This is a genomic window from Photobacterium sp. OFAV2-7, from assembly GCF_022347985.1.
Taxonomy (GTDB): domain Bacteria; phylum Pseudomonadota; class Gammaproteobacteria; order Enterobacterales; family Vibrionaceae; genus Photobacterium.
Map to the genome: position 1 here is coordinate 1 of NZ_JAKRFQ010000519.1, position 3,650 is coordinate 3,650.

Annotated in this window: 4 protein-coding genes and 1 pseudogene; 2 read left to right on the plus strand and 3 right to left on the minus strand. The window is 43.4% G+C overall.

Annotated elements, in window-relative coordinates:
* Positions 1-1,123: pseudogene (locus MHN01_RS20130) on the minus strand (flagellin); the annotation flags it as partial.
* Between the two features lie 162 nt (positions 1,124-1,285).
* On the opposite strand from MHN01_RS20130, the gene MHN01_RS20135 reads away from it, so the two are divergent.
* Positions 1,286-1,552 (plus strand): diguanylate cyclase domain-containing protein, encoded by a 267-nt coding sequence (locus MHN01_RS20135; protein ID WP_239413025.1) that lies wholly within the window; start codon positions 1,286-1,288, stop codon positions 1,550-1,552.
* A gap of 19 nt (positions 1,553-1,571) precedes the next feature.
* On the opposite strand, the gene MHN01_RS20140 is transcribed toward MHN01_RS20135, so the two are convergent.
* Positions 1,572-2,177, minus strand: coding sequence for a TetR/AcrR family transcriptional regulator (locus tag MHN01_RS20140; RefSeq protein ID WP_239413027.1), 606 nt, complete (start codon positions 2,175-2,177; stop codon positions 1,572-1,574).
* 128 nt (positions 2,178-2,305) lie between these two features.
* Between MHN01_RS20140 and MHN01_RS20145 the strand changes: the two genes are divergently transcribed.
* On the plus strand, positions 2,306-3,196 hold the full coding sequence (locus MHN01_RS20145) for an oxidoreductase (protein WP_239413029.1): 891 nt from the start codon (positions 2,306-2,308) through the stop codon (positions 3,194-3,196).
* A gap of 141 nt (positions 3,197-3,337) precedes the next feature.
* Here the strand turns inward: MHN01_RS20145 and MHN01_RS20150 are convergent.
* Positions 3,338-3,650: hypothetical protein (locus tag MHN01_RS20150; protein WP_239413031.1), on the minus strand; the 313-nt coding region annotated here is incomplete at its 5' end.

Genomic DNA, 3,650 nt, shown 5'->3' on the forward strand with positions numbered 1-3,650 from the left:
TCAGCTGAGTATACGCATCATCTTTTTGTGTTAGCGATAAGTTAGCGAGTACCTGCTCCCCCGCGAGTGTCCCAGCTTGTTCCAGGGCTGCGAGTGCGGGGTTGTTAGCAATCATTTTTTCAATGGTGACTTTGGGATCATTTATGTTGATCTCATACATGCCCGCATCGTGGGAGCCACTTAGTACCAAATCTTTGAATTGGAAGTCGGGATGCTGTTTAGCAAGCGCAGTCATCCATTGAGTATTGTACTCACCTGCGTAAATATAGCTTTGGTTGCCAAGCGGAAGAGCAGCATGTGAAACACCATAGTTCATCATGCTCGGCTTATTGTTTGCTTCAAATCGAATAGCGGTTTGCTTGAGCACCTCATTTCCTGTAATCGCCCCCGTAATCCTGTTGAGTTTAAACAGTACGTTTTGATATTGGCTGTTACTAAGGCTCAACAGTTGCAGGTGGAAATCGCGATGGGTAGGTGCGGTGCCTGTAGTGTCAAATGCATAGCCACTTTGCATGGTACCTACATTCGGTAGTAGACCGGCATGGAATGGGAACGGGTGCAGGGCATCGCCCTCAAGATCAAAGCGCGGTATGAGGGATTCAGTATTGGTTGATGTCCATAAATCAAAGCCTTTGCCTTCACTGATGGTGTTGGCATCGGCAACATTAAATTGGTAACTGCCTGATGTGGTGATGAAGTAGATGTTGTCGAGGTAGGCTGACTTATTGTTCGCGCGGGCAGAAATGGCTTTACCAGCCATATGCCAGTTGTTGGTAGCAGTATAATGCCCTTGCCCTACGCAGACCTTGAAGCATTGATCGCCAATGGCCAGCGTGCCTTTTACGGCGAAATTTAATTTGCTTGGGCTGTTGCTGCCACGTGCAGTATGCACCATATGGCGTGTATTTCCATTAACAAAATTTTTGTACCAATTTGCTACATCTTCATTACCGCTGCGGCCGACATTGACCGTGATTGTAAGTTTTCCTTTTCCTCCCGATACTGAAATTTTATCTGAATCAATCGCTTTGTCTTTTTTGATTCTTGAATCAGTGACTGTGAAGTCGATTTGTTGATCGGCAGCTTGCCCTGTAAATGAAAAGATAACCTGATTTTTACTCATCGTATTCCTAGCCTTGTATTGTTTATGTTAATCGAATCGGTGCCGTATGGCGCTTCACAAATGAAGCGTACAATGAGTATATGCATCGTGGTTGATATTTGCTTTTTTATTCAACAATTCTTACTTGACTGAATTTAGAATAAGATCCGAAGGGAAATAAAAATGGGTAAGGTCCTGACTTATAGCTACTTAAAGTTAATAAACATTAAGCGAGCCGGGCACAAATGTGGTGATGAAGTGTTAGCCAATGTGGCCAAAGTCATGGTCGATAATGACAGGAGTAATGATTATTGTGTTAGGTTTGATATCACGATAAATGCAGGAGTTGCAATCAATGATGACGACGAATCCTTTCAGGAGGTGTTAGCGCATGCTGATGAAAAACTGTATCAAGCGAAGCATTCTGGCCGCAATCCCCTTGTTGATTAATAGTGGCTCTTGTTAACTGTTATTGTTTTCCGTATCTCGCCAAGAAGAGTTGAATAAACTCTGTTTTTAATTTTTGGCCTGCTTTTTTTTCAACGGGACCTCTTACAATCGGTGGCCAGAAGAAAGTTCCGGAAAATAAAGACCAAAAAGATTCAGCAGCCAGCTCTGGGTCATGTACGTTCAGGCGGCCATCTTGAGTTGCTTCTGTTAGCCATTTTACGAGCCCGTCATCTTGAGAATCGGAGAACAGAACAGCTCTCTCAGCTAACTGAGGATGAGTAATGAAGGCACACAGAGTCACGCGCATCAGCCCCAGTTGCCTTGGATCTTCTGTTAAGCCCATTTTTGAGTCTGCAAAATCACCTAACTGGTCTTCGATAGAACGGTTGGGATCGTATTCGATGTTTTTACTTTCGAAGGCCCCCCTAAGAAACTGGTTGAATGCTTCTTCAATCAATGATTCTTTGCTCGAGAAGTGATTGTACACAGTTCGTTTTGATGCATTCGATCTCTCGGCGATTAAATCCATACTGGTTTTGTCAAAACCAAACTCTATGAATGCATCTATGGCTGCAATTAATATGGATTCTCGCTTTGCGCTGGTGTCTCTTTTTTTTCTCGACATTTCATAGCCTTGCTTTTAAGTTACACTTTCCGGTGTAATTTAACTTTAAACCGTCCAAACTTTAAACTACACTAGGCAGTGTAATTTAAGCTGCGCCTTAGCTCAAGGGTTTTGATTTGGAGGTTAAAGTGGACAAGGACAATAAATTAGCAATTGTAACCGGGGCCAATAGCGGTGTGGGTTATGAAGTGACCAAAGGTCTACTGAAAAATGGCTTTCACGTTGTGATGGCCTGTAGAAGTGTAGATAAAGCAAACCATGCTAAAAAACAGATTCTCGCTGAGCTTCCTTTATCGAAACTTGATGTTATGTCAATTGATTTGTCTGATTTCGAATCAATAAAAGATTTTGCTCAGGAGTTTAAAGCAAAATTTCAACGCTTAGATATTTTGGTTAACAATGCTGGTGTACTATTGAACAAACCAAGAAAAAATAGTGCCGATATTGAAATGCAGTTTGCCACCAATCATCTCGGACACTTTTTACTTACCTCACTGTTGATCGACCTGATGCCGGATTCAAAAAGCTCTCGCGTCGTGTCGTTAAGTAGTTTGGCTCATAAAAAATCTGAAATATATTTTGATGACTTAAATTGTGACTCACAAACCAAGTGGGATGCTCCTTATGCACAGTCGAAACTGGCGTGCCTCATGTTCGCAGATGAGTTACAGAGAAAGTTGGCGTTAGCCGGTAAAAAAATCATCTCGGTCTCTGCACATCCTGGCGGCACCGATTCTGGATTATTTGACCATATGCCGCCAATTTTCATGAGTATTCTCAGATACACATTCGTCCCCATTTTTCTCCACTCAATCGAGAATGCCGCAAAGCCAATTTTAAAGGCCGCCCTTGATAGTGAGGTAAAGGGGGGACAGTACTTTGGCCCAACAGGACTTCTTGAGATGAAAGGGCCTCCAGGGATTGCTAAGAGAACAACATATTCTCAAAGGGAAGATGTCGCGGCTCGATTATGGACTATCTCTGAAGAGTTAGTGGGAGCAAGTTTCAAAGTAGAGTAGCTCTGACAGCGAAGGCCATCAGCATGCTTATATCGATAATGATGTTACTATTCGGACTTTTCGTGACCTTAAGCTGATCAATGAAATATCCATGACACATGCCCCTGCGTTGCTGGGCGAAGAGAGGATTCGCCCTATACATTAATCCCGATACAGCCCCAGGGATTGCAGGTTGTATCTGGCGATATTCCACAGTTCGCTCTCTTCGTGGATGACCTTCGCCATCGTGTTGACCCCAATCACCACACTTTGTAAAGCCTGGGCTTTAGTCTTCAAATCGCCATCATCAAGCTCTTGATTTTCTACGGCTAATTCTAAAACTTTATGATAACGATCGACACTGAACATCAACACTTCTTCCATCGCATTGCCGAGTGTCTCGTCTTTATCCACAAGTTCTGTGAGGCAGTTGACGCCAAAGCAGCCCCGGTGCTCGGGATCGCTTGCTCTCCAT

Excerpts from the sequence above, each read along its gene's own strand:
- MHN01_RS20135 (WP_239413025.1), top strand. The coding sequence starts at position 1,286 with ATGGGTAAGGTCCTGACTTATAGCTACTTAAAGTTAATAAACATTAAG.
- MHN01_RS20140 (WP_239413027.1), bottom strand. The coding sequence starts at position 2,177 with ATGTCGAGAAAAAAAAGAGACACCAGCGCAAAGCGAGAATCCATATTA.